23 protein-coding genes and 1 pseudogene are annotated in these 22,046 nt (G+C 65.9%); 10 read left to right on the top strand and 14 right to left on the bottom strand.

Annotated elements, in window-relative coordinates; genetic code table 11:
• Positions 1 to 95: 95 nt before the first annotated feature.
• The gene (gene pabB, locus AC3B6A_RS10580; RefSeq protein WP_488402599.1) at positions 96 to 1,439 is read left to right on the top strand and encodes an aminodeoxychorismate synthase component I; all 1,344 of its coding nucleotides are present in this window, start codon (positions 96 to 98) and stop codon (positions 1,437 to 1,439) included.
• A 144-nt stretch (positions 1,440 to 1,583) separates the two neighbouring features.
• Here pabB and thrH read toward each other — a convergent pair whose 3' ends face one another.
• Positions 1,584 to 2,201, bottom strand: a complete 618-nt coding sequence (gene thrH, locus AC3B6A_RS10575) for a bifunctional phosphoserine phosphatase/homoserine phosphotransferase ThrH (RefSeq protein ID WP_488402597.1) — start codon at positions 2,199 to 2,201, stop codon at positions 1,584 to 1,586.
• Between the two features lie 189 nt (positions 2,202 to 2,390).
• Between thrH and AC3B6A_RS10570 the strand changes: the two genes are divergently transcribed.
• The 3 genes from AC3B6A_RS10570 (at position 2,391) to AC3B6A_RS10560 (ending at position 4,818) form a co-directional block, all read left to right on the top strand.
• The gene (locus AC3B6A_RS10570; RefSeq protein ID WP_488402595.1) at positions 2,391 to 3,125 is read left to right on the top strand and encodes a phosphoadenylyl-sulfate reductase; all 735 of its coding nucleotides are present in this window, start codon (positions 2,391 to 2,393) and stop codon (positions 3,123 to 3,125) included.
• Between the two features lie 88 nt (positions 3,126 to 3,213).
• Positions 3,214 to 3,558, top strand: a complete 345-nt coding sequence (locus AC3B6A_RS10565; RefSeq protein WP_488402593.1) for a hypothetical protein — start codon at positions 3,214 to 3,216, stop codon at positions 3,556 to 3,558.
• A 75-nt stretch (positions 3,559 to 3,633) separates the two neighbouring features.
• Positions 3,634 to 4,818 carry an MFS transporter gene (locus AC3B6A_RS10560; RefSeq protein ID WP_488402592.1) on the top strand — a complete coding sequence of 395 codons (1,185 nt, stop codon included), beginning with the start codon at positions 3,634 to 3,636 and terminating at the stop codon, positions 4,816 to 4,818.
• A gap of 48 nt (positions 4,819 to 4,866) precedes the next feature.
• Here the strand turns inward: AC3B6A_RS10560 and cysB are convergent, their stop codons facing one another.
• The 5 genes from cysB to AC3B6A_RS10535 form a co-directional block, all read right to left on the bottom strand.
• Positions 4,867 to 5,841: an HTH-type transcriptional regulator CysB gene (gene cysB, locus AC3B6A_RS10555; RefSeq protein WP_488402591.1), complete on the bottom strand. Its 975-nt coding sequence runs from the start codon at positions 5,839 to 5,841 to the stop codon at positions 4,867 to 4,869.
• Positions 5,842 to 6,007: 166 nt separating this feature from the next.
• Entirely contained in the window at positions 6,008 to 6,493 is a 486-nt protein-coding gene (locus AC3B6A_RS10550; RefSeq protein WP_488402590.1) for a universal stress protein, read from the bottom strand.
• A gap of 93 nt (positions 6,494 to 6,586) precedes the next feature.
• Positions 6,587 to 7,498, bottom strand: a complete 912-nt coding sequence (locus tag AC3B6A_RS10545; RefSeq protein WP_488402589.1) for a 5'-nucleotidase — start codon at positions 7,496 to 7,498, stop codon at positions 6,587 to 6,589.
• 21 nt (positions 7,499 to 7,519) lie between these two features.
• Positions 7,520 to 8,410, bottom strand: a complete 891-nt coding sequence (locus tag AC3B6A_RS10540) for a putative 2-dehydropantoate 2-reductase (protein WP_488403564.1) — start codon at positions 8,408 to 8,410, stop codon at positions 7,520 to 7,522.
• 56 nt (positions 8,411 to 8,466) lie between these two features.
• Entirely contained in the window at positions 8,467 to 8,853 is a 387-nt protein-coding gene (locus tag AC3B6A_RS10535) for a YbbN family protein (RefSeq protein ID WP_488402588.1), read from the bottom strand.
• On the opposite strand from AC3B6A_RS10535, the gene AC3B6A_RS10530 reads away from it, so the two are divergent.
• Complete coding sequence (locus tag AC3B6A_RS10530) at positions 8,852 to 9,271, top strand: PilZ domain-containing protein (protein ID WP_488402587.1); 420 nt, start codon at positions 8,852 to 8,854, stop codon at positions 9,269 to 9,271. The two genes, AC3B6A_RS10535 and AC3B6A_RS10530, sit on opposite strands and share 2 nt — an antisense overlap.
• Before the next feature lie 180 nt (positions 9,272 to 9,451).
• Positions 9,452 to 10,528, top strand: coding sequence for a 3-deoxy-7-phosphoheptulonate synthase (locus AC3B6A_RS10525; RefSeq protein ID WP_488402585.1), 1,077 nt, complete (start codon positions 9,452 to 9,454; stop codon positions 10,526 to 10,528).
• 212 nt (positions 10,529 to 10,740) lie between these two features.
• On the opposite strand, the gene AC3B6A_RS10520 is transcribed toward AC3B6A_RS10525, so the two are convergent.
• Together AC3B6A_RS10520 and AC3B6A_RS10515 are read right to left on the bottom strand one after the other, a co-directional pair.
• On the bottom strand, positions 10,741 to 11,025 hold the full coding sequence (locus tag AC3B6A_RS10520; RefSeq protein ID WP_488402583.1) for a GNAT family N-acetyltransferase: 285 nt from the start codon (positions 11,023 to 11,025) through the stop codon (positions 10,741 to 10,743).
• Between the two features lie 22 nt (positions 11,026 to 11,047).
• The gene (locus tag AC3B6A_RS10515; RefSeq protein WP_488402582.1) at positions 11,048 to 12,322 is read right to left on the bottom strand and encodes a hypothetical protein; all 1,275 of its coding nucleotides are present in this window, start codon (positions 12,320 to 12,322) and stop codon (positions 11,048 to 11,050) included.
• 210 nt (positions 12,323 to 12,532) lie between these two features.
• On the opposite strand from AC3B6A_RS10515, the gene AC3B6A_RS10510 reads away from it, so the two are divergent.
• On the top strand, positions 12,533 to 13,222 hold the full coding sequence (locus AC3B6A_RS10510) for a crotonase/enoyl-CoA hydratase family protein (protein WP_488402580.1): 690 nt from the start codon (positions 12,533 to 12,535) through the stop codon (positions 13,220 to 13,222).
• A 178-nt stretch (positions 13,223 to 13,400) separates the two neighbouring features.
• Entirely contained in the window at positions 13,401 to 13,592 is a 192-nt protein-coding gene (locus AC3B6A_RS10505; protein WP_488402578.1) for a hypothetical protein, read from the top strand.
• 93 nt (positions 13,593 to 13,685) lie between these two features.
• Here AC3B6A_RS10505 and AC3B6A_RS10500 read toward each other — a convergent pair.
• Positions 13,686 to 13,838: pseudogene (locus AC3B6A_RS10500) on the bottom strand (macro domain-containing protein); the annotation flags it as partial.
• A 223-nt stretch (positions 13,839 to 14,061) separates the two neighbouring features.
• Here AC3B6A_RS10500 and AC3B6A_RS10495 point away from each other — a divergent pair.
• Both AC3B6A_RS10495 and AC3B6A_RS10490 read left to right on the top strand, forming a co-directional pair.
• Entirely contained in the window at positions 14,062 to 14,283 is a 222-nt protein-coding gene (locus AC3B6A_RS10495; protein ID WP_488402577.1) for a hypothetical protein, read from the top strand.
• Positions 14,284 to 14,390: 107 nt separating this feature from the next.
• Positions 14,391 to 15,362: a magnesium and cobalt transport protein CorA gene (locus AC3B6A_RS10490; RefSeq protein ID WP_488402575.1), complete on the top strand. Its 972-nt coding sequence runs from the start codon at positions 14,391 to 14,393 to the stop codon at positions 15,360 to 15,362.
• A 211-nt stretch (positions 15,363 to 15,573) separates the two neighbouring features.
• On the opposite strand, the gene AC3B6A_RS10485 is transcribed toward AC3B6A_RS10490, so the two are convergent.
• From AC3B6A_RS10485 to AC3B6A_RS10465, 5 genes are all read right to left on the bottom strand, one after another.
• The gene (locus AC3B6A_RS10485; protein ID WP_488402573.1) at positions 15,574 to 16,314 is read right to left on the bottom strand and encodes an amidotransferase; all 741 of its coding nucleotides are present in this window, start codon (positions 16,312 to 16,314) and stop codon (positions 15,574 to 15,576) included.
• Positions 16,315 to 16,518: 204 nt separating this feature from the next.
• Positions 16,519 to 17,073: a cysteine hydrolase family protein gene (locus AC3B6A_RS10480; protein ID WP_488402571.1), complete on the bottom strand. Its 555-nt coding sequence runs from the start codon at positions 17,071 to 17,073 to the stop codon at positions 16,519 to 16,521.
• 99 nt (positions 17,074 to 17,172) lie between these two features.
• Complete coding sequence (locus tag AC3B6A_RS10475) at positions 17,173 to 18,117, bottom strand: IS110 family transposase (RefSeq protein ID WP_488399821.1); 945 nt, start codon at positions 18,115 to 18,117, stop codon at positions 17,173 to 17,175.
• A 288-nt stretch (positions 18,118 to 18,405) separates the two neighbouring features.
• Positions 18,406 to 20,550 carry a 3-hydroxyacyl-CoA dehydrogenase NAD-binding domain-containing protein gene (locus AC3B6A_RS10470; protein WP_488402570.1) on the bottom strand — a complete coding sequence of 715 codons (2,145 nt, stop codon included), beginning with the start codon at positions 20,548 to 20,550 and terminating at the stop codon, positions 18,406 to 18,408.
• A 103-nt stretch (positions 20,551 to 20,653) separates the two neighbouring features.
• On the bottom strand, positions 20,654 to 21,859 hold the full coding sequence (locus AC3B6A_RS10465; RefSeq protein WP_488402569.1) for an acetyl-CoA C-acetyltransferase: 1,206 nt from the start codon (positions 21,857 to 21,859) through the stop codon (positions 20,654 to 20,656).
• Positions 21,860 to 22,046 lie beyond the last annotated feature (187 nt).

Genomic DNA, 22,046 nt, shown 5'->3' with positions numbered 1-22,046 from the left:
CAGAATGCGTTTCCTACGTAAACTGAAGAAATCGCTCTAGGATCGACGATTCAGACGGTCCGAAATCTCCCATTTCGCCTTGCACGCTTTCACTCATGCCTCAGTGTTTCCTACACCCACTTCCCTATCGGGAAGACCCTGGTGACCACTTCGCCCTGATCCATCGAGCCCCCGGCGCCGTCCTGCTGGACGCCGGTCGACCCTTCGCCACCCGTGGACGCTATGACCTTCTGAGCGCCTGGCCATTGGCAGAACTGGCACCGACCGCCGACGAATCGGCCAAGCGCTTCTTCGCCCGGGTGCGAAGCGCGCTGCAGAGCCTGGGCGAAGCCCGGCTGCCGGATGGGCGGGAGCTGCCATTCGTCGGCGGAGTGATCGGCTACCTGGGCTACGACTTCGGCCGGCGCATCGAACGCCTGGACGCCCCGGCGCGCGACGACCTCGGCCTGCCCGACGCCCGCCTCGGCCTCTACGCCTGGGCGCAGGTCACCGACCACCAGGAACGCACCAGCCAGCTGGTGTTCCACCCGGCCCTGGCGGCGAGCGAGCGCGAACGGCTGATCGCCCTGTTCAGCGGCGACACGCAGGGCGAACCGCTGCCGCCCTTCCGCCTCGGCACGCCGTTCCGCCCGGACCTCGAACGCGAGCACTACCGCGCAGCGCTGGAGCGCGTGCACCGCTACATCCTCGACGGCGACTGCTACCAGGTGAACTACACCCAGCGCTTCCGCGCGCCTTGCAGCGGCTCGCCGTGGCTGGCCTACCGGGCCTTGCGCGAAGCCTGTCCCACGCCGTTCGCCGGTTACCTGGAATTGCCTGAAGGCGCCGTCCTCAGCCTGTCGCCGGAGCGCTTCATCCAGCTCCACGGCCGCCAGGTGGAAACCCGCCCGATCAAGGGCACCCGCCCGCGCGGCGCCACGCCGGACGCGGACCGGGACAACGCCGAGGCGCTGCTGGCCAGCGCGAAGGACCGCGCCGAGAACCTGATGATCGTCGACCTGCTGCGCAACGACCTGGGCCGCAGCTGCCGCCCCGGCAGCGTGCGGGTGCCGGAGCTGTTCGCCCTGGAGACCTACCCCAACGTCCACCACCTGGTCAGCAGCGTCTGCGGCGAACTGGCGGAGGACAAGGACGCCCTGGACCTGCTCGAAGGCAGCTTCCCCGGCGGCTCCATCACCGGCGCGCCGAAGGTGCGCGCCATGCAGATCATCGACGAACTGGAGCCGACCCGGCGCAGCATCTACTGCGGCAGCCTGCTCTACCTCGACGTGCGCGGGGAGATGGACAGCTCCATCGCCATCCGCACCCTGCTGGTCAAGGACGGCCAGGTCAGTTGCTGGGGCGGCGGCGGCATCGTTGCCGACTCGGACTGGCAGGAGGAATACGAGGAGTCGCTGACCAAGGTCGGCGTGCTGCTGCGCACGCTGGAGAACCTGTGAAATCGGTGACAGGGAACCGGTAGGAGCGAGCTTGCTCGCGAACCTCTTTGCATCAGAGCCGCCGGATGGTCCGTTCGCGAGCAAGCTCGCTCCTACAGAAAGCAAAAAGCCCCGCGGATGCGGGGCTTTTCGTCACAGCCGGTCTTACAGGCTGAGCTGGCGAGCGGACGCCTTGAGGAATTCCTGCTTCAGGTCCTCGTAGGTGTGCACCGCCGGGAACTGCGGGAACTCGCGGATCACGTTCTCCGGGGCATGGAACAGGATGCCGGCGTGGGCCTCGGAGAGCATGGTGGTGTCGTTGTAGGAATCGCCAGCGGCGATCACCCGGTAGTACAGGCTCTTGAAGGCGATGACCGACTGGCGCTTCGGGTCCTTCTGGCGCAGCTGGTAGCCGACCACGCGGTTGGTCTCGTCGGTGATCAGCTTGTGGCAGAGCAGGGTCGGGAAACCGAGCTGGCGCATCAGCGGCTGGGAGAATTCGTAGAAGGTGTCGGAGAGGATCACCACCTGGAAGCGCTCGCGCAGCCAGTTGACGAACTCCACCGCGCCGTCCAGCGGCTTCAGGGTGGCGATCACTTCCTGGATGTCGGACAGCTTCAGGCCGTGCTCGTCGAGGATGCGCAGACGCTGCTTCATCAGCACGTCGTAGTCCGGAATATCGCGAGTCGTCGCCTTGAGCGCATCGATACCGGTTTTTTCAGCGAAGGCGATCCAGATTTCCGGAACCAGGACCCCTTCCAGGTCGAGACAGGCGATTTCCACGAACGATTTCCCCGCAGGTTTGAGGTAAAAGCCGGCACTCTAGCCGCTCGCCCGGGGCGGTGCAACGCGGCACTTATACCCAAACACCACAGTGCACCTTCCTCAAGGTTATTTAGGGGCATATCCGCCTCTTTGCTACCATTCTCGCCACAGCGTGCGCAACGCCACTAAAACCAGGAATACCGCCCGATGAGCCACCCGTTCGACATCGCGGAAATCGCCGCGAGCTATGCCAGCAAATCCCCCCAGGACATTCTGAAGTTCGCCTTCGAGCACTTCGGCGACGACCTGTGGATCTCCTTCAGCGGCGCCGAGGACGTGGTGCTGGTGGACATGGCCTGGAAGCTCAACAAGAACGTCAAGGTGTTCAGCCTGGACACCGGCCGCCTGCACCCGGAGACCTACCGCTTCATCGAGCAGGTGCGCGAGCACTACGGCATCGCCATCGAGGTGATGTCGCCCGATCCGCGCCTGCTGGAAGCCCTCGTCAAGGAAAAGGGCCTGTTCAGCTTCTACAAGGACGGCCACGGCGAGTGCTGCGGCATCCGCAAGATCGAGCCGCTCAAGCGCAAGCTCGCCGGCGTGACCGCCTGGGCCACCGGCCAGCGCAAGGACCAGAGCCCCGGCACCCGCAGCCAGGTGGCCGTGGTGGAGCTGGATGGCGCCTTCTCCACTCCTGAGAAGCCGCTGTACAAGTTCAACCCGCTGGCCAACATGAGCAGCGAGGAAGTCTGGGCCTACATCCGCATGCTGGAACTTCCCTACAACAGCCTGCACGAGCGCGGCTTCATCAGCATCGGCTGCGAGCCCTGCACCCGCCCCGTGCTGCCCAACCAGCACGAGCGCGAGGGCCGCTGGTGGTGGGAAGAAGCCACGCAGAAGGAATGCGGCCTGCACGCTGGCAATTTGATCAGCAAGGCCTGAAGCCTTACCCTCTCGGCTGACAGAAGTTTCCCACGTCAGCCCGCAGCCCAGGATCGGACGCCTGCAGCCCTGCGGTGGAGCCGATCCCATGCGCATCACCCTGGTGAAGAAAGTCCTGGCCGACGGCCAGGACTGCCGCAAGTGCCGCGAAGTCCACGAACGTCTGGAAAAAGGCGGCTACCTCGGCCGCATCGACCGCACCCTGGTCGCCGACGAACGCAACCCGGCCAGCGCCGGCTGGATGGTCGCCGCGCAGTATGGCGTGGAGACCGCGCCCTTCTTCGTCGTCCGCCACGATGACGGCCGCGAGGTCGTCTATACCGTGTTCATGAGCTTCCTCCGCGAAGTGCTCGAAGGCCGTGGCGAGCAACCGCTGGAGTCCCGCGAGGCGCTGGCGGAACTGGCCAGCCGGGACGACCTCGACCGCCTCTGAACGCGCCGGCTTGACGCTTTCTTGATTCCCCGTCGGCGATACTGACCGCCCCCGCATCGCACAAGGACGTCGGCCATGCCCGATGGTTCGGAACGCCCCCGCCCCCGCATTCCCGGCACCGTCTGGGCGCTGGGCTTCGTCAGCCTGTTCATGGACGTCTCGTCCGAGCTGCTGCACAGCCTGCTGCCGCTGTTCCTGGTCGGCAGCCTGGGGCTGAGCATGGTCACGGTCGGGCTGATCGAAGGCATCGCCGAAGCCACCGCGCTGATCGTCAAGGTGTTCTCCGGCGCCATCAGCGACTTCCTCGGCCGGCGCAAGGGCCTGGTGCTGTTCGGCTATGGCCTGGCGGCGCTGTCCAAGCCGCTGTTCCCGCTGGCGACCTCCGGCGAAACCATCTTCGCCGCGCGCCTGCTCGACCGCATCGGCAAGGGCATTCGCGGCGCGCCCCGCGATGCGCTGATCGCCGACGTGGCGCCGGCGTCGATTCGCGGTGCCTGCTTCGGCCTGCGCCAGTCCATGGACACCGTCGGCGCCTTCGCCGGCCCGCTGCTGGCGATCGCCCTGATGCTCTGGCTGGGTAATGACCTGCCGCTGGTGTTCTGGTTCGCCTGCATTCCGGCGGGCCTCGCGGTGCTGGCAATCGTGTTCTTCGTCGAGGAGCCGGAGCACGCCGAAGGCAGCCACCGCTTCCGCTCGCCGATCCACCGCGACGCGCTGCGCAGCTTCCCGGCCCGCTACTGGTGGGTGGTCGGGATCGGCGCGGTGTTCACCCTGGCCCGCTTCAGCGAGGCCTTCCTGGTGCTGCGCGCGCAGAACCTGGGCCTGCCGATGGCCTGGACGCCGGTGGTGATGGTTGTGATGGCGCTGCTGTTCATGCTCTCGGCCTACCCGGTGGGCTGGTGGTCGGACCGCACCGACCGCACCGGCCTGCTGGGCATCGGCATGCTCCTGCTGGTGGCGGCGGACCTGCTGCTGGCCTGGGCCGACTCCACTCCCTTGATGCTGCTCGGCGTGGCGCTCTGGGGCCTGCACATGGGCTTCACCCAGGGCCTGCTGGCCGCGCTGATCGCCGACACCACGCCGGCCGACCTGAAGGGCACCGCCTTCGGCGTGTTCAACCTCGCCAGCGGTCTCGCCATGCTGCTCGCCAGCATACTGGCCGGCTGGCTCTGGCAGCGCTTCGGCGCCAGCGCCACCTTCCTCGCCGGCGCGGGGCTGGCCTTCGTCGCTGCGTTGCTGCTGCGCTGGCGCATCCGCTGAAACGACAAAGCCCGGCGGATGCCGGGCCTTTCATTGGTGCGGAAGCGATCAGTACACCGGCAGCTCGATGCCTTCGAACAGCTCGTCCAGCTCGCTCTTGTTGTGGCACTGCACGGCCTTGGCCAGCAGGTCGCGGGTCAGGTGCGGGGCGAACTTCTCGATGAAGTCGCACATGAAGCCGCGCAGGAAGGTGCCGCGGCGGAAACCGATCTTGGTGATGCTGGATTCGAACAGATGGCTGGCGTCGAGCATCACCAGGTCGCTGTCGAGCTTCGGGTCGACCGCCATGTGGGCGACGATGCCCACGCCCAGGCCCAGGCGCACGTAGGTCTTGATCACGTCGGCGTCGGCGGCGGTGAACACCACCTTCGGCACCAGGCCGCGCTGGTTGAAGGCTTCGTCGAGCTTGGAGCGGCCGGTGAAGCCGAACACGTAGGTGACGATGGGCTGCTCGGCGAGCAGCTCCAGGGTCAGCTTCGGCACCTTGGTCAGCGGGTGGCCCTGGGGCACGATCACGCAGCGGTTCCAGCGGTAGCACGGCATCATGATCAGGTCGCCGAACAGCTCCAGCGCCTCGGTGGCGATGGCGAAGTCGACGGTGCCGTCGGCGGCCATTTCGGCGATCTGCATCGGCGTGCCCTGGTGCATGTGCAGGGAGACGTCCGGATACTGCTTGATGAAGCCGCTGATCACGCCCGGCAGCGCATAGCGCGCCTGGGTATGGGTGGTGGCGATGGACAGGGTGCCCTTCTTCTCGTTGGAGAATTCCTGGGCGATCTGCTTGATGCTCTCGACCTTGCGCAGGATTTCGCCGGCGGTATTGATGATGCGCTCGCCGGCCGGGGTGACGCGGGTCAGGTGCTTGCCGCTGCGGGCGAAGACTTCGACGCCCAGTTCGTCCTCGAGCAGGCGGATCTGCTTGCTGATGCCGGGCTGGGAGGTGTACAGGCTTTGCGCCGTGGCCGAAACGTTGAGATCGTGGTGCGCGACTTCCCAGATATAACGCAATTGCTGGAGCTTCATGGAATTTCCTCGGAAAGAATGTCGCGACCCGCGATCAGGGGGCTTGGTTTTATAACCATATTAATGGTTTAAGGAATAAAGCTAGACGTTTTTTTTCGCCCTGCACGCCATTCGTCTAAAGCCACGAGGAAATTCGGGAGTCGCCCGACGCGCTGTCACAATGGGTTCAACGGTGCTGGAGCATCGGTACCAGGTACACCGGAACCTCCGCCAGCTGCACCAGGCGCGCCGCCGTGCGCCCCAGCGGCGTGTTCAGCCCCTCCCCGTGGCTGTGGCTGCCGGCCACGATCAGGTCCACCTCCAGACGCCGCGCCTCGTCGAGAATCACCATCGGCGGGTCCCCCTGAATGACCCGCACGGAATGGATCAGCTCGGCATCCTGGCGCAGTTCCCCCAACTCGTCGCGGAACCCCTCCATCACGCGCTGCTCGATGCTGCCCATGACGTTGTCCAGGCCATTGGCACGCATCTCCTTGAGGGTGCCCTCGTCCAGGTAGGTCTGCAGCACCGACTCGGCGAACAGCCCGAGCGGCTCCACGGCATGCACCACATACAGCTGGACCCCATAGGCGCGGGCCAGCGAGAGGGCATGCTGGAGGACGTAGGGCGCGTAGAGACCAAGGTCGGTGGCGTAAAGAATCGATCGGATCATGCGGCCTCCTCGACTGCCTGCGCGGCGGGCCTATCAGCAGCGTAGCAGCAGAATGCGCGGCGCTCCGCAGGACCGGGTGTCGCGGCCGGGCGGCTATCCGGCGGTCTGTTTCTCGTTGCTCACACCGTGCGGCACATGCCCGGTGGCGACCACCTCGCGGGCCTTTTCGCAGTGCCCCGCCTGGTCGTCGAAGAACACGTCGGCGGCGAAGGCTTCAAGGAACGCGGCCTTGTCCAGGCCGCCGAGGAACAGCGACTCGTCGAGGCGGATGTCCCATTCGCGCAGCGTGCGGATCACCCGCTCGTGGGCTGGCGCCGAACGCGCGGTGACCAGCGCAGTGCGGATCGGGCAGGACTCCTGCGGGAACGCCTGCTGCACCCGGTTGAGCGCCGCCAGGAAGGGCTTGAACGGCCCGCCGCCCAGCGGCTCGCGGGCGGATTCGCGCTCGTGGGTCTGGAACGCCTCCAGCCCGCCCTGCTGGTAGACGCGCTCGGAGTCGTCGGAGAACAGCACCGCGTCGCCGTCGAAGGCGAAACGCAGCTCGCCGCTGGCCTCGCGCCGGGTGCCGCCGGAAAGGATGGTGGCGGCGGCGAAACCGGCCTCCAGCGCATTGCGCACATCGTCGATATGGGTGGAGAGGAACAGATGGCAGTTGAATGCCTTCAGGTACGGATAAGGGCTGCGGCCGCCGACGAAGGCGGCGCGGGAAATGCCCAGGCCGTAGTGCTGGATCGAGTTGAACACGCGCAGTCCGGTATCGGCGCTGTTGCGCGACACCAGGATGACTTCCACCGGCGCACTGTCCGCGTCGCCGTTGAGCGCCAGCAGCTTGCGCACCAGGGCGAAGGCGTCGCCCGGCGGCAGCACCTCGTCCTCCCGGGCGATCTGGTACTGGCGATAGGCCTCGACGCCTTCGCGTTCGTACACCTGATGGCTCTCGCGCAGGTCGAACAGCGCCCGCGAGGAAATCGCCACCACCAGCTTGTCACCCAGTCCCTTCGCCATGTCGCTCTCCGGTGATGCGGCTCAATGAGCCTGGTTGCGCGCGTCGATGAAGCGCAGCGCGCGGTACAGCGCCGCGATCTTCGGCAGTTCGCGCCCCGCCTCGCGTGCGGCGTCCAGCGGCGCGGCGTAGATCGCGCCCAGTTCCAGCGGGCGGTGCTGCGCGAAGTCGTGATACATGCTCGGCAGGTAGTCGGGCATGGCATCGGTCGACGCCAGCATCGCGCCGACGATGTTCGGCGGCAACGCGTGGCCGCACGCCGCCGCGCCCGCCACCACCTCCTCCATCAGCTCGGCCACCAGCGCCCGGCTGTCGGGGTTGTCCATGATCGCCCGGGTGCCGCTGTCGAGCAGCACCGAGAGGCCGTTGTAGGGAATGTTCCAGACCAGTTTCTGCCAGCGCGCATGCGCCAGGCTGGGCATGGCGTTGGAGTCCAGCCCGGCGCTGCGGAACAGCCCGACGCCTTCCTCGACGATCGCCTGGCGCGCCGCCTCATCGTCCGTCGGCCCCAAGTGATAGCCGATGTTCACCGCGCCGAAGGCCTGGTGCTCGACGACGCCCGGCGCGGTGCGATGCACGCAGATGAAGCAGAGGCCGCCGAGCAGATGCAGCTGATCCGGTAGCAGCGCCCGCAGTTCGTCCTCGACGGCCAGGCCGTTCTGCAGCAGCAGGACCCTGGCGCCCCGGGCGGCGGCGCGGGCGATCAGCGGCGCCAGTTCGGCATTGCTGGTGGTCTTGGCGCCGACCAGCAGCCAGTCGCATGGCGGCATCCTGGCGACGTCGTCGTAGGCGTTCACCGGCGCCAGGCTCAGCGCGCCGTGCACCTGGCTGTTCAGGCGCAGGCCGTCGCGTACCACGGCCGGGTATTCGCTGCGCAGCAGGAAATGCACGTCGTGGCCGGCGCGGGCCAGCATCAGGCCGTAGAAACCGCCGATGGCGCCGGTTCCAATGATGCCGATTCGCAGATTCTTCAAGGCAACTCCTCAGCCGGGCGCGACAGGCCATCGCGCAGGGCGTCGATCAGGGATTCGGGACGCAGGGCGGCGTGGACCGGCCCGAGGAAATGGCCGTCGCGCACCAGGAACAGGGCCGGCAGGTGGAACACACCGTAGCGCGCCACCAGTCCGCCGCTGTGGCCGGCATCGATCCAGCACAGGCGGTCGACGGGGAGTCCGAACTCCGGCAGCTTCGCCCGCGCCCAGCGGCAGGACGAGCAGCCCTCGCTGGTGAACACCAGCAACGACACGCCAGGCAGGGAAAGCAGCCGGCGGTCGGCGTCCAGGTCGGTCAGCTCCAGGGCCGGCACTATACTCAAGTGGCCAAGACTAGAAAGATTGCAGTCGGAGCATTCCGTCATGCGTCAGTTCCTGCGTCACCCTTGTGACCTTCCGGTTGAGCTGGTCATCCGCAAGCAGACCTTCCTGCCGCGCCAGCGCCTGCACAATATCAGCCTCGGTGGTGTGGCGTGCAACTCGCCACGGGGCTTTCGCCGTGGCACGGCCATCGAGCTGCGCATCCCCCTGCTGGGCGACGCCGCGCGCTGTCCCGGCGTGGTGGCCTGGAGCCGCAAGCAGAACAGCGACTACCTCGTGGGCATCGCCTTCATCGACGAAGACACGCTGTTCCGCGCCCGCATGGTCGAGCAGGTGTGCCAGATCGAGCACTACCGGCGGCAGCGCGAACGGGAGCTGGGCTACGCCCAGCCGGTCGAGGACCTTGCCCTGGAATGGATCGCGCGCAACGCCACGGACTTCCCATTGTTTTGCGCGGTCTGACGCGGCTCGCGCAGAAAGTCGCGCAAAAGCCCGTGGTCCGGGCATTTTCCTGCGCCAGGCCATTGTCGAGCCGGCGCCGGACCGGTTAAGGTTCGGGTTCCCCTTAGCGACACATCTGCCTGCGCCCCATCGCACGGGGAATCCTGGCGGCCGGCACCCGTGACCTGATTGAGTACCACGATGGCTGATTTACAGATCGACGACCTTAACGTTGCCTCCAACGAGACCCTGATCACGCCGGAGCAGCTCAAGCGCGAAATCCCCCTGACCGACGCCGCCCTGCGCACCGTCGCCAACGGCCGCCAGGTCGTCCGCGACATCCTCGACGGCAAGGACCACCGCCTGTTCGTGGTGATCGGCCCCTGCTCGATCCACGACATCAAGGCCGCCCACGAATACGCCGAACGCCTCAAGGTGCTCGCCGCGGAAGTCTCCGACACGCTGTTCCTGGTGATGCGCGTGTACTTCGAGAAGCCGCGCACCACCGTCGGCTGGAAAGGGCTGATCAACGACCCCTACCTGGATGACTCCTTCAAGATCCAGGACGGCCTGCACATCGGCCGCCAGCTGCTGCGCGACCTCGCCGAGATGGGCCTGCCCACCGCCACCGAGGCCCTCGACCCGATCTCCCCGCAGTACCTGCAGGACCTGATCAGCTGGTCGGCCATCGGCGCGCGCACCACCGAATCCCAGACCCACCGCGAGATGGCCTCCGGCCTGTCGTCGGCGGTCGGCTTCAAGAACGGCACCGACGGCAGCCTGACCGTGGCGATCAACGCCCTGCAGTCGGTCTCCAGCCCGCACCGCTTCCTCGGCATCAACCAGCTGGGCGGCGTGTCCATCGTCACCACCAAGGGCAACCCCTATGGCCACGTGGTGCTGCGCGGCGGCAACGGCAAGCCGAACTACGATTCGGTCAGCGTCGCTCTGTGCGAGCAGGAGCTGAACAAGGCGAAGATCCCGCTGAACATCATGGTCGACTGCAGCCACGCCAACTCCAACAAGGACCCGGCCCTGCAGCCGCTGGTGATGGACAACGTCGCCAACCAGATCGCCGAGGGCAACAACTCCATCGTCGGCCTGATGGTGGAAAGCCACCTGGGCTGGGGCAACCAGCCGATTCCGAAGGATCTCTGCCAGCTGCAGTACGGGGTTTCCGTCACCGACGCCTGCATCGACTGGGACACCACCGAGAAGGCCGTGCGCAGCATGCACGCCAAGCTCAAGGACGTCCTGCCCAAGCGTCAGCGCGGCTGAGGCTTCACGGGCACGAAAAAGCCGGGCACTGCCCGGCTTTTTTGTTGGCCAGACGACTCCGACGCATGACTGGCTTTTTGTAGGCGCGAGCTTGCTCGCGAACTGATACCCCGTTGAGCTCGGCGCCGAGGTTCGCGAGCAAGCTCGCTCCTACGAAGCGCAAAAGAAAAAGCCGGGCATGAGCCCGGCTTTTCATGGCGCTGATCCGAAGATCAGAGCGCGGTATCGGTATGACGCTGACGGCGCTCCAGGTAGCGCTCCACATAGGAGCACGACGGGATCACGCTGTAGCCCTTGCGCTCGGCATACTGCAGGGCATGCTCGGTGAGGGCGGCGGCGATGCCGCGGCCACGCAGGCTGTCGGGGACGAAGGTGCGGTAGATGTCGAGCGTCTGCTTGCCCAGATCCATGTAGGCCAGATAGGCACGATGGCCGTCCACCGTCGTGACGAACTGGTGGCTGGTTTCATCATGATGGATGGACAACGACTCACTCACTTGCTCTCTCCTTCTGGGGGCCTCACAACATGACCCGCACCTGATTGATCTTGTTCAGGCGGAGGAACATTTCCGCCGAGCCGGTCCCCATCAGGACGGTGATATAGGCTCGGCCGTTCTCCACCTTGTGCAGCACACCCTGGTAATAGGCACCATCGAACGTGATGAACTGCAGGCGCTTGCCGGTGTACTGGGCAAGGCTGTCAACGTTAACGAACTCATATTGCTGCGTTCTAGGCTTCGACTCAACCGTTTCTTCAACCGAAACCATTTGAAGGTCGTTTTCCGGGGCGATTTCGCGTTTCAGCGGATCGACCCAGGTGAAGCCCAGTTGCGACACGGGCTCCTGGTTGACCAGGATGCTCGGGCGCAGCATGCCGATCACGTCCTTGGGCTCGAAGAACTCTAGACCATTCCAGGCCATGCCCTCGGTGGGGGTCAGTTCGATGCGCAGCGAACGGGGGTCGATCAGGTAACGGCCGTAGGCGTCGAGCAACGGCTTGCCCAGGGCCACACGCTGCTGGCGCAAGGCCTTGTCGAACTGCTCCAGGGACAGCGCCAGGTAGGCCTGCTGGTCGAGCCCGAGCTTGCCACGGCAGAACTCGCTGACCCGGCGCTGGTACTGGTTGTCGTCCACCTCCACGGTGACCTGCGAGATCCGCGGCGGGTTCACGCGCATGTCGCCGGGACGCTCGGACACGTTGGCCAGCGACATGCCCACGCGCAGGTCCGCCATGTCGCGGACATCGTTGCGCAGGTTGAAGGTGAGCTTCTGCGCGCCGGGCTCGAAGCGGTAGGAGAACTCGAGGTCCGACTCCAGGGTGCGATAGCCCATCTGCAACAGCTCGTCGACACCGATATTGCGGACATTCCCGCAGGCCACTTCGCTCATCGCGGTGAAGGCGCTCTTCTCGGCGGGCTCGGCGTACAGCTGCTGCACGAACGGACCGTGCACCTCCAGTTCCACGCCCTGCAGCTCCAGCGCCAGTTGCTCGGGCAGCTTGCGCTCGGCCAGGCGTTCCTTGAAGCGCAGCAGCTCGCGCAGGCCATTGAACTTCAACTGGGCATGGGCCACCTTGAGGCTGTCGCCGGCCATGGGCACGTTGATCACGACGTTCTGCAGCCCGACCCGGCCATCGAAGGACGAGGAAATGCCGCCGTAGCGGATCTCCATCACCGGCGACAACGCGGCGACCGCATCATTGACGATACTGCGCACTGAGAGCCACAACGACGCCTTGATGATCAGGGCGACGGCGACCACGGCGAGAAACAGCCATTTGATGAGTTTCGACATGAAGCGGCGATCCTTGCGAAAGCGGGGATGTCACGGGCAATAGTGGCAGCTTAACAGCACCCTCGAACTCCCTCCACGATGGTTTCCCGGAAATGCGTACGACTCCCCACACAGCCACGGATTACGGGTGACCCGCCGGTCAGCCAAAGTGCTTTACGCCCACTCCCCCCATCAGTATGTTCTGGCCCACTTCAACCAAGGACTACCGCCATGAGTGAGCTGATCACCTACCGACTCGAAGACGGCATCGCCACCCTGACCCTGAACAATGGCAAGGTGAACGCGATCTCCCCCGCCGTCATCGAGGCCTTCAATCAGGCACTGGATCAGGCGGAACAGGATCGGGCCGTGGTCATCGTGACCGGCCAGCCGGGCATCCTCTCCGGCGGCTACGACCTGAAGGTAATGACCTCCGGCCCGGAAAACGCCGTCAACCTGGTGGCCGCCGGCTCCACCCTGGCGCGCCGCATGCTCGCCCACCCCTACCCGGTCATCGTCGCCTGCACCGGCCATGCGGTGGCCAAGGGCGCCTTCCTGCTGCTGTCGGCGGACTACCGCGTCGGCGTCGAGGGGCCGTTCCAGATCGGCCTCAACGAAGTCGCCATCGGCATGACCATGCACCACGTCGGCATCGAACTGGCCCGCGACCGCCTGCGTCGCTCGGCCTTCACCCGCTCGGTGATCAACGCCGAGATGTTCACCCCGCGCGATGCCGTGGACGCCGGCTTCCTCGACAAGGTGGTGCCGGCCGAACAGTTGCAGGAGGCTGCCCTCGAAGCGGCGCGCCACCTGAAGAAGCTCAACATGACGGCACACCGCAACACCAAGCTGAAAGTGCGCAAGCAGTTGCTGGAGACCCTCGAGCGCTCCATCGAGCTGGACAAGAAGCACCTCGGCTGAAGCCCGCGGTGCAAAAAAGCCCGGCCCCGTGCCGGGCTTTTTCATGTCGGCAAGGTGAACCTGCGCTCTGATTGTTGCGCTTTCCGAACAACTGATTGAACAGATTTGGTATTTTTCAAAAATTATTGCGGATTAACCTATTGATGAATCCAGACAAACCCCATTGGAGGTGTTCATCATGAAACTCAAGGCTATCGCCGCAACCCTCTTCGCCGCTGCCACGGTCCTCGCCGCCCAGGCCAGCTTCGCCGAAGAGTCCTCGCTGATGCAGAACCGCATGCTCAACCTGACCCAAGCTGCCGTTCAGCAACCTGCCGAGCAGTCGGCCAGCGCTCCCGCGACCGTGGAAAACGGTGCCAAGCAAGGCTAACGCCTGCATCCCACCGCAGGTGACAGCATGCCGTCGAGCCCGATGCGAAAAGCCCAGCTGCGAGCCGGGCTTTCCACGGGCGATGAAGCGCCGTCACCCGGCGGCGGCCACGCCCTTGCGATAGACCTCGTAGACCAGCACCTCGCTGCCCGGATCAGCCAGGTGGCGCTCCACCCGCGGCTTCACTTCCTCCCAGTCGAGCCCGCCCACACCGGTCGCCAGACGCCGCAGCGCCACGCTGCTCATCCTTGTTACGCCCGGCAGCTTCCCCACTTTTGACGCGGGTCAAACGCCCATGAGCGCTGTCCAGCTCTCAGAAATTTCCGAGCATTCAGACCGAGTTCCGCGGGAACCTGCCCCCGGGACACTCATCAATTTCCCTGATACTCGAAAGCAACCGGCTTCGTTATTCAGCGAGCGGGGCGACAGCGACACTGAGCCATCGCCGTCAACCGCCCGAGCCGCCACCATGAATCGCCAGGTCCATCGCTACGCCCGCAACGGCGCCCTCGCCGCCCTGGGGCTCTATACCGTCGTGATCCTCGTGTTCATGGCGCTGGCCGCCGGCTACGACAGCGTTCGCCGCGCCCCCGTGGACAACATCGACCGGGCCGGGCTCTTCAACCGCGTCAACCAGGCGCTGCCGGTGGCCCTGCAAGGCCTGCAGAACGCGCTGCGCCCCCACTCCTGATGCCGCCCGGCTGGCGCGGCCGGCCGCCATGTCCAACACTGTCGGCGTGAGAGTCTGCGTCGCGGGGACGAGCGAACCCGCGCGCCAGCCAGTTGCGAGGGGGCACCATGGGCCGAATCATCGCATCCGCCGTCTACAGCAAAGGCCGCAAGGTCGCCGACATTCCCCTGGAGGACGGCTACCGCTGGGCCTGCCAGCCCGACCACTTCGTCTGGACAGGACTGCAGGAACCCACCCCGGCGGAAATCCTCAACCTGCAACGGCAGTTCAACCTGCATGAACTGGCCATCGCCGACGCCCTGGAAAAGCACAGCCGGCCGAAGCTGGAAACCTTCGGCGACGCGCTGTTCATGGTGATCTATTCGCCGATCCGCGCCGACAACCGGCTGATGTTCGTGGAAACCCACCTGTTCGCCGGCGTCGGCTACATCATCAGCGCCCGCCACGGCTTCTCCCAGTCCTATTCCCAGGTACGCCAGCGCTGCGAGGCGCGGCCGCTGCTGCTGGCCCACGGCACCGACTTCGTGCTCTACGCCCTGCTGGACTTCGTGGTCGGCAACTACGAGCCGGTGGTGGAAGCGATCCGTACGGAAATCGAGGAACTGGAGCAGGAGGTGCTGCGCAGGCCGCTGACCCAGGAGCAGATCGAGAAGATCTACGGCCTGCGCCGCGAGGTGCTGAAGCTCAAGCACTATGCCGCGCCCATGGTGGAGATCTGCCAGGAGCTGCAACGCCTGGACTTTCCCTTCATCGACAAGCAGATGCGCCCGTACTTCCGCGACGTGGCGATCCACGTCAACCGCCTGCTGGAGGACCTGACCACCCTGCGCGACGTGGCCAGCCAGACCATCGAGGTCGGCCTGCTGCTGGAGTCCTCGCGGCAGAGCGTGGTGCAGCGCAAGTTCGCCGCGTGGGCAGCGATCCTCGCGTTCCCCACGGCGGTGGCGGGCATCTACGGGATGAACTTCGAATACATACCGGAGCTGCAGTGGCACTACGGCTACTTTCTGGTGATGGGCCTGCTGGCGCTGGGCTGCGTCGGGCTGTACATCAGCTTCAAGCAGGCGGACTGGCTTTGACCGGACTGGCCGGATCGCGGGCAACCACGAGAGCCGCACATTGCGCAGGAGCAGGCTCCGTCCGCAATCCGGTCAGGCACCGCGCAAGGTCCATCGCGGACAAGGTCCGCTCCTACGAGAGCCGTTATCCCGACCAGGCCCGCGACTGACGCAGCCGCACGAACGAAAACGCCGCTCCAGGGAGCGGCGTTTTCACGAGGCGCGGCAGGAATCAGGCGGCGCTTTTCTTCTTCTCGTCACGGCCCTGTTGCACGAAGCGCATCATCCACTCGGCGACGGTGGTGCCCTGGTGCGGACGGCCGAGGCTGTCGATGCCCGCGCGGAACACCGGCTCGGTGAAGAACTCCCTGCGCAGTTCGAGGATCGCCTGGGAGTAGTCGCTGATGAACTCCGGGTGGCCCTGGAAGCACAGCACCTGGTCGCCGATGGCGTAGGCGGCGTTCGGGCAGAAGTCGCTGGAGGCGATGCGGCGCGCGCCGTCGGGCAGCTCGGTGACCTGGTCCTGGTGGCTGACCAGCAGGGTCAGGCCATCGCCCAGCGACGGGCTCATCCACTCCGGCTGTTCCTCGATGCGGTAGTTGTGGGTGCCCACGCCCCAGCCCTGGTTGGCGCGCTCGGTCTTGCCGCCCAGCACCAGCGCCAGCAGCTGGTGGCCGAAGCACACGCCCAGCAGCTTGTCGCCACGCGCATAGAGCTTGAGCACGTAGTCCTTGAGGGTCTGGATCCAGGGATCAGTGCCGAAGGAGTCCGCCTTGCTGCCGGTCACCAGGTACGCGTCGAACTTCTCATCGTCGGGCGGGTAATGCCCTTCCACCACGTTGTAGACCTTGAACTCGGCCGGAACGGGTTGCTTGGCGAACAGTTGCTGGAACATCCAGCCGTAGCCTTTGTACTGGTCGATCAGTTCGGGGCGGAGGATGTCGGTTTCCAGAATGCAGATGTGCAACGACATGCAGTGGGGATTCCTGGGGGGTTGGCGGCTGATAAGAATGGTTTTCCTGGGACTGACGAAACGCGCGTGAAAATTACACCCTATTTTTTCACCACACAAGACGCCGGGACGGATTCTTGCGCGGGAATTTCAGGGGAAATACCGCAAAAGCCGCCGTCCTTCAATTGCGTGGGCGCACAGGGGTGACGGCCGGTCGGCAAGGATTCACGACAGGGACAGCGCGCGCAGGATCGAGCCGGCCTCCAGCACCTGCGCGTACTCGCCCTGCAGGTTGCCCAGCGACATGGCGTGGACCTCCTCCGCGCTGCGCAGCACGCCGCTGAAATCGTGCCTGGCGAAGGCGAAGCAGGCGTCCGCCGCGACATAGGTGACGAAGCCCAGATTGCCCGCGCTGCGCGCCGTGGCCTCCACCGAGTTGTTGGTGCTGACGCCGCAGATCGCCACCGAGTCGATGCCGCGCACCCGCAGCCAGCGCTCCAAGCCGCTGTTGACGAAGGCATCGGGGACGTTCTTCTCCAGCACCTGCTCGTGCTCCAGCGGCGCCAGGGCCTCCTGGAACTCCGCCCCCGGCTGCCCCGGCCAGAACGGCGAACCCGGCGTGCGCGAGATGTGGCGGACGTGCACCAGCGGCCAGGCGGCCCTGCGCCAGGCTGCCAGCAGCTCGCCGACGCGCTGCTCCGCCTGCGGGTTGTTGCGCGGTTCGGGGCTGTCGCGCATGCCTTTCTGCATGTCGATGATCAACAAGGCGGGAGGCGTCATCGGGGCATTCCTGATGGGGGAAGGCGCCATCCTACGGTTTGCGCGGGCAAGAAAAAACCGGCCACAAGGGCCGGCCGCTTTTCGTAGGAGATTCTATGTCTACCCCGCCGTATCACCCGCAGGTCGGTACGGCTGTTGGGTGGTCATCAGGGCAAAGGAGATTCTCGCCAGCTTGCGTGCAAGGATGGTCAGCGCCTGGGTTTTCTTCAGCCCCCGCGCCAGGTAGCTCTGGTAGAGATCGCGCCAGCGGTGGGTCCGGGCAGCGGACATCGCGGCGTTGTGCAGCAGGCGTCGCACTTCGGGGCTCCCTTGCTTGGTCAGCTTGCGCTGGCCGCAATAGCGGCCCGACTCCTTGACCCGCACATCCAGTCCCAGAAACGCGATGAATGCATCACCGTTGCGAAAGCTGCCGCGCAGAAAGGCCATGTTCAGGGCCGCCGCGGTCAATGGGCCGATACCCTCGATGGCCTGGCAGCGTTGGCTCTGCTCGCCCAGGCCGGCGTCGTGCAGGGCAGCCTGAATGAGCTTCTCCAGGCGCAGCTCCAGCACCGCCATGCGCCGCAGGACCGGTTTGAGTGCTCTCTTGAGCTCGCCATCCTGGGCAAAGCCCTGCCGCAGGGCCGTCGCGCTGCGAACCAGGAGGCTGCGGCGGTGCAGCAGGGTCTGCAGGCGGGTGTAGGTCTTGCTGGGCGGCTGCCAGGGCTCAAGCTGCGCGTGCTCGTGAGCCAAATAGCGGGCCAGGAGTTGGGCATCGCTGCGATCATCCTTGTTACGACCGCCAATCCCCTTGCGGTAGTTGCTCAAGCGATAGCCGTTGATGAGGTAGACCCGGTGCCCCTTGGCATACGCCAGGGTCGCTGCCGCCACGTGATAGGTGCCAGTGGCTTCGATGGCGATGGCGCAGCCGGCGGGCAGCTCCTTGAGCCAAGCCTTGATCGCGCGGACCTCGTTGGGCAACTCGCTGACTTCGCCTGAATGGGCATGGCAGAGACTCAGCGAGTCCTTGCCAACATCGATACCGATAACGGGGACCTGGCTTGTCATGGCGTACTCCGACGGGGAAGATGGAACAACCTGTCGGGGCTCACATCAGCGCAGGCTTGCCGGTATTGTCGGTCTGAGCTGCTACTCAGTTTCCGATGGATTCCTTATCGGCGCTTGGCGTGAGCGCGTGGGTGGGAGAAGTCTCCTACCGTCTGGTTTGCAGAAGCGAGCTTGGTCCCTCCACCCCCGACAGGTTCCTACCCTACGCCATACAAGCGAGCTTGCTCGCGAACCCAGCCTCGCAGCGGGGCATGTTCGCGAGCAAGCTCGCTCCTACAAAGAGCCCCCTCAGAAGGTCTCGCCCCGCGCCGCCTTCTCCAGCAACAGCGCCGGCGGCAGGAAGCGCTCGCCGTACTGCTCGGCCAGGTACTCGGCGCGGGCGATGAAGTCCTTCAGGCCGTACTGGTTGATGAACTGCAGCGCGCCGCCGCTCCAGGCCGCGAAGCCGATGCCGAAGATCGAGCCGATGTTGGCGTCGGCGGTGGAGGTCAGCACGCCCTCCTCCACGCAGCGCACCGTCTCGATGGCCTGCACGAAGAGGATGCGGTCGCGCACGTCGTCCGGGGAAATCTGCGCGTCGGCCTTCTCGAAGCGCTGCTTCAGTTCCGGCCACAGGTGCTTCCTGCCGTTGGCGGGATAGTCGTAGAAACCGGCGCCGGCGGCTTTGCCCGGGCGCTTGTACTCGTTGACCATCAGGTCCACCACGGCGAAGGCCGGGTGCCTGGGCAACTGCTTGCCTTCGGCCTCCAGGTCCTTGCGGGTCTGCTCGCGGATGTGGCTCATCAGGCTCATCGACACTTCGTCGCTGATCGCCAGCGGGCCCACCGGCATGCCGGCCTGGCGCGCCTGGTTCTCGATCATCGCCGCCGACACGCCCTCGCCGAGCATGGCCAGGCCTTCGTTGGTGAAAGTGCCGAACACGCGGGAGGTGAAGAAGCCGCGGCTGTCGTGGACGACGATCGGGGTCTTCCTGATCTGCAGGACGTAGTCGAAGGCCCGCGCCAGGGTGGCGTCGTCGGTCTTCTCGCCGCGGATGATCTCCACCAGCGGCATCTTGTCCACCGGGCTGAAGAAGTGCAGGCCGATGAACTTCTGCGGCTGCGCCACCGCCTGGGCCAGGCCGGTGATCGGCAGGGTCGAGGTGTTGGAGGCGATCACCGCGTCCGCCAGCGCGGCGGCTTCGGCGGCGGCGCTGACCTTGGCCTTCAGGCCACGGTCCTCGAACACGGCTTCGATGATCAGGTCGCAACCCTCGAAATCGGCGTCGCTGGCGGTCGGCTTGATCAGCGCGAGGAAGGCGTCGCGCTTCTCGGCGCTCATCTGGCCCCGGCCGACCTTCTTGTCCAGCAGGCCGGCCGAGTAGGCCTTGCCCTTCTCGGCCGCTTCGATGGAGACGTCCTTGAGCACCACCTCGATGCCGGCGGCGGCCGACACATAGGCGATGCCCGCGCCCATCATGCCGGCGCCGATCACCCCGACCTTCTTCGTCGGCTGCGGCGCGATGCCCTGCGGGCGGGACTTGCCGGCGTTGATCTCGTTGAGCTGGAACCAGAAGGTGCCGATCATGTTCTTCGCCACCTGGCCGGTGGTCAGCTCGGTGAAGTAGCGCGCCTCGATCAGCTGCGCGGTGTCGAAGTCCACCTGCGCGCCTTCGACGGCGGCGCACATGATCTTCTCCGGCGCCGGGAAGCAGCCCTTGGTCTTGTCGCGCAGCACGGAGGGGGCGATGGCCAGCATCTGCGCCACGTTCGGGCTGGACGGGGTGCCGCCGGGAATCTTGTAGCCGGCGCTGTCCCACGGTTGCCTGGCGGCCGGGTTGGCGGCGATCCACTCACGGGCCTTGGCCAGCATCTCCTCGCGGCTGGAGGCCACTTGGTGGATCAGGCCGGCCTTGAGCGCCTGCTCCGGGCGCACCTTCTTGCCTTCGACCAGGTACGGCAGGGCCTTCTCCAGGCCGAGCAGGCGCACCATGCGCACCACCCCGCCGCCGCCGGGCAACAGGCCGAGGGTGACTTCCGGCAGGCCGAGCTGGACATGGCTTTCGTCCAGGGCGATGCGGTGGTGGCAGGCCAGGCAGATTTCCCAGCCGCCGCCCAGGGCCGCGCCGTTGATGGCGGCGACCACCGGCTTGCCGAGGCTTTCCAGGCGGCGCAGCTGGCCCTTGATGCCCAGCACCATCTGGTAGAAGGCAGCAGCGTCAGCCTTGGTGACCTTGATCAGCTCATTCAGGTCGCCGCCGGCGAAGAAGGTCTTCTTGCCCGACGTGATGATCACACCGGCGATGCTGTCCTTCTCGGCTTCCAGGCGCGCCACGGTGGCGGCCATGGCCTCGCGGTACACCGCGTTCATGGTGTTGGCGCTCTGGCCGGGCATGTCCATGGTCAGGACGACGATATTGTCCTGGCCTTTCTCGTAACGGATGGCGTCAGTCATTTTTGTTCTCTTCCCAAGGGTGGGAGACCTGTAGGAGCGAGCTTGCTCGCGAAGCGCTGGGCGGTTCGCGAGCAAGGACCAGCGTCCCCTCGCTCCTGCACGGTCAGATTCGTTCGATGATGGTGGCGATGCCCATGCCGCCGCCCACGCAGAGGGTGGCCAGGCCGTAGCGCAGGTTGCGCCGCTCCAGTTCGTCGAGCAGGGTGCCGAGGATCATGCAGCCGGTGGCGCCCAGCGGATGGCCCATGGCGATGGCGCCGCCGTTGACGTTGACCTTGCCCTCCGGCACGCCCATGTCCCTCATGAACTTCATCACCACCGAGGCGAAGGCTTCGTTCACTTCATAGAGGTCGATGTCCTCCGCCTTCAGCCCGGCCTTGGCCAGCGCCTTGCGGGTGGCCGGCGCGGGGCCGGTGAGCATGATGGTCGGGTCGGTGCTGGTCACCGCGGTGGCGACGATGCGCCCGCGCGCCTTCAGGCCCAGCTCGCGACCCTTGGCCTCGGAGCCGATGAGCATGGCGGTGGCGCCGTCGACGATGCCGGAGCTGTTGCCCGGCGTGTGCACATGCTCGATGCGCTCGACATGGCTGTACTTGCGCAGCGCGGTGGCGTCGAAGCCCATCTGCCCCATCATCTCGAAGCTGGGCTTGAGCGCGCCGAGGCCCTCGAGGGTGGAATCGGCGCGGATGAATTCGTCATGGTCGAGCAGGACGATGCCGTTCTGGTCGGTCACCGGCACCAGCGATTTGCCGAACAATCCTTCGGCGCGGGCCTTGGCGGCCTTCTGCTGGGAACGCAGGGCGAAGGCGTCGACGTCGGCGCGGCTGAAGCCTTCCAGGGTGGCGATCAGGTCGGCGCCGATGCCCTGGGAGATGAAGCTGGTGTGCAGGTTGGTTTCCGGGTCCAGCGCCCAGGCGCCGCCGTCGGAGCCCATGGGCACGCGGGACATGGATTCCACGCCGCCGACCACCACCAGGTCCTCGAAACCCGAGCGCACCTTCATCGCGCCCAGGTTGACCGCTTCCAGGCCCGAGGCGCAGAAGCGGTTGATCTGCATGCCGGCAACCTGTTCATCCCAGTCCGCCACCAGCGCGGCGGTCTTGGCGATGTCCGCGCCCTGGTCGCCCACCGGGGTCACGCAGCCCAGGACGATGTCGTCGACCTGCGCGGTATCCAGCTGGTTGCGCTGCTGCAGCGCGCGCAGCACGCCGGCCATCAGGTTGACCGGCTTGACGCTGTACAGCGCGCCGTCCTTCTTGCCCTTGCCGCGGGGAGTACGCACCGCGTCGTAAATGAATGCTTCGGTCATGGCGTTCTCTCTTGGAGTTGTCGTCACGCAGGCGTGGCGTGTCGGCCTACCTTAGCGGCGCGACGGCCACCGGCAATGACCGCAGCGCTCAGGCGCATTGACCGCCACGCTCAGCCGCCGACCGGCGGGCAACGGGCCGCGGGCTCTATGCAGGGTATGCGGCGGGCACCGGACAAACGGTCGACAG

The organism is Pseudomonas sp. B12(2026), from assembly GCF_057767015.1.
Note: the sequence above shows the minus strand (reverse complement) of the source record. Positions and strands in the feature narration are given on the sequence as shown.

Excerpts from the sequence above, each read along its gene's own strand:
- AC3B6A_RS10470 (WP_488402570.1), bottom strand. The coding sequence starts at position 20,550 with ATGACTGACGCCATCCGTTACGAGAAAGGCCAGGACAATATCGTCGTC.
- AC3B6A_RS10510 (WP_488402580.1), top strand. The coding sequence starts at position 12,533 with ATGAGTGAGCTGATCACCTACCGACTCGAAGACGGCATCGCCACCCTG.
- AC3B6A_RS10525 (WP_488402585.1), top strand. The coding sequence starts at position 9,452 with ATGGCTGATTTACAGATCGACGACCTTAACGTTGCCTCCAACGAGACC.
- AC3B6A_RS10505 (WP_488402578.1), top strand. The coding sequence starts at position 13,401 with ATGAAACTCAAGGCTATCGCCGCAACCCTCTTCGCCGCTGCCACGGTC.
- AC3B6A_RS10480 (WP_488402571.1), bottom strand. The coding sequence starts at position 17,073 with ATGACGCCTCCCGCCTTGTTGATCATCGACATGCAGAAAGGCATGCGC.
- AC3B6A_RS10465 (WP_488402569.1), bottom strand. The coding sequence starts at position 21,859 with ATGACCGAAGCATTCATTTACGACGCGGTGCGTACTCCCCGCGGCAAG.
- cysB (WP_488402591.1), bottom strand. The coding sequence starts at position 5,841 with ATGAAGCTCCAGCAATTGCGTTATATCTGGGAAGTCGCGCACCACGAT.
- AC3B6A_RS10490 (WP_488402575.1), top strand. The coding sequence starts at position 14,391 with ATGGGCCGAATCATCGCATCCGCCGTCTACAGCAAAGGCCGCAAGGTC.
- AC3B6A_RS10545 (WP_488402589.1), bottom strand. The coding sequence starts at position 7,498 with ATGGCGAAGGGACTGGGTGACAAGCTGGTGGTGGCGATTTCCTCGCGG.
- AC3B6A_RS10485 (WP_488402573.1), bottom strand. The coding sequence starts at position 16,314 with ATGTCGTTGCACATCTGCATTCTGGAAACCGACATCCTCCGCCCCGAA.
- AC3B6A_RS10475 (WP_488399821.1), bottom strand. The coding sequence starts at position 18,117 with ATGACAAGCCAGGTCCCCGTTATCGGTATCGATGTTGGCAAGGACTCG.
- AC3B6A_RS10540 (WP_488403564.1), bottom strand. The coding sequence starts at position 8,410 with ATGCTGGCCCGCGCCGGCCACGACGTGCATTTCCTGCTGCGCAGCGAA.
- AC3B6A_RS10515 (WP_488402582.1), bottom strand. The coding sequence starts at position 12,322 with ATGTCGAAACTCATCAAATGGCTGTTTCTCGCCGTGGTCGCCGTCGCC.
- AC3B6A_RS10550 (WP_488402590.1), bottom strand. The coding sequence starts at position 6,493 with ATGATCCGATCGATTCTTTACGCCACCGACCTTGGTCTCTACGCGCCC.
- AC3B6A_RS10535 (WP_488402588.1), bottom strand. The coding sequence starts at position 8,853 with ATGACGGAATGCTCCGACTGCAATCTTTCTAGTCTTGGCCACTTGAGT.
- AC3B6A_RS10565 (WP_488402593.1), top strand. The coding sequence starts at position 3,214 with ATGCGCATCACCCTGGTGAAGAAAGTCCTGGCCGACGGCCAGGACTGC.
- pabB (WP_488402599.1), top strand. The coding sequence starts at position 96 with ATGCCTCAGTGTTTCCTACACCCACTTCCCTATCGGGAAGACCCTGGT.
- AC3B6A_RS10495 (WP_488402577.1), top strand. The coding sequence starts at position 14,062 with ATGAATCGCCAGGTCCATCGCTACGCCCGCAACGGCGCCCTCGCCGCC.
- AC3B6A_RS10570 (WP_488402595.1), top strand. The coding sequence starts at position 2,391 with ATGAGCCACCCGTTCGACATCGCGGAAATCGCCGCGAGCTATGCCAGC.
- AC3B6A_RS10560 (WP_488402592.1), top strand. The coding sequence starts at position 3,634 with ATGCCCGATGGTTCGGAACGCCCCCGCCCCCGCATTCCCGGCACCGTC.
- AC3B6A_RS10530 (WP_488402587.1), top strand. The coding sequence starts at position 8,852 with ATGCGTCAGTTCCTGCGTCACCCTTGTGACCTTCCGGTTGAGCTGGTC.